The 1234-nt window shown below is 65.8% G+C and carries 1 protein-coding gene; it reads right to left on the bottom strand.

All coding sequences use genetic code 11. The features are described from left to right. Window positions 1–7 precede the first annotated feature (7 nt). Window positions 8–1165, bottom strand: a complete 1158-nt coding sequence (locus FSY66_RS12395; protein ID WP_144795393.1) for an IS30 family transposase — start codon at window positions 1163–1165, stop codon at window positions 8–10. Window positions 1166–1234: the final 69 nt, after the last annotated feature.

Below are 1234 nucleotides of genomic sequence, written 5' to 3'. Positions count from 1 at the left end.
GGCGGATTCAAGCGGTGAGCGCAAGGAACTCTGCGAGCTTCTCTGATGGTGTCAGATAGCCCAATGTCTTCCGAGGGCGTCCGTTGAGACTGTCCTGGATCATGTCGAGTTCCCTGCGGCTGAGGCCGCTGAGGTCGGTGCCTTTGGGGAGGTACTGGCGCAGCAGGCCGTTGGTGTTCTCGTTGCTGCCGCGCTGCCAGGGCGAGTGAGGATCGCAGAAGTAGATCGGAATGCCCGTGGCGGTAGTGAACGCAGCATGCTTGGCCATCTCCGCGCCCTGGTCCCAGGTGATCGTTCGGGCCAAGGAGGACGGCAGCTTGCTGACCGCCTCGCGCATTGCTGCCTCGACCTGCTCGGCGCTCTTGCCATCGGGCAGGTGCAGCAGCAATGTCATCCGTGTCGAGCGCTCGACGAGCGTCCCGACAGCGCTGCGGCTGCCCTGACCAAGGATGAGGTCACCCTCCCAATGCCCGGGCACTGCACGGTCGTCGGCTTCGGCAGGGCGCTGGCTGAGCATCACCATGCCGGGGAGGCGGCCACGACCCTCGATGGCCCCGCGAGGCTTGCGAGCCGTCCTTCCGGACCGCAGGCACCGGGCCAGTTCACGGCGCAACTCGCCTCTGCCCTGCACGAACAGCGACTGGTAGATCGTCTCGTGGCTCACACGCATCTGCGGATCATCGGCATGATCCAACCGTAGGCGCACCGCGATCTCGTCGGGCGACCACAACTGCTCCAGCCGACTGGCGACCTCCTCGAGCAGTCGGCCGGGCCTGAGCTTGAACGGCTTCGGCCGACGAGTCTGCTGGCGGGCACGTTCATGTGCGCGCCAAGCCGAGTATTCGCAGCGGCCTCCGCCGCGCTTGACCTCACGGCTGATGGTGGACACCGTTCGCCCCAGCTGCCCGGCGATCGCGGTGAATGTGTCGCCACGATTGATCCCCAGAAGGATCTGCTCGCGCTCATCGATCGTCAGGCAGCCCTGGCGTGGTTTCCAGCCGAGCGGTTTGGCATCGAGGTGCCTGCCGCTCCGGGCCATGACCCCGACCATCGGCGCGCTGCAGCCGATCTCCTTGGCGATATCGACCAGCCGCCAGCCCCTCGCGTGCAACCTGAGCGCCAGCTGCTTCTGCTCCCGGCTGAGATGACCGTGCTTGCCCTGCATCCGGATCCTCCTGTGGTCAGTGACTGTCCCATCTCACAGGAGATGTTGCGCTGACCGCTTGAATCCGCC

This window comes from Kocuria palustris (genome assembly GCF_007666205.1).
GTDB classification, from domain to species: domain Bacteria; phylum Actinomycetota; class Actinomycetes; order Actinomycetales; family Micrococcaceae; genus Kocuria; species Kocuria palustris_A.
The sequence above is the reverse complement of the archived record's forward strand: the minus strand, read 5'-3'. Positions and strand labels throughout refer to the sequence as shown.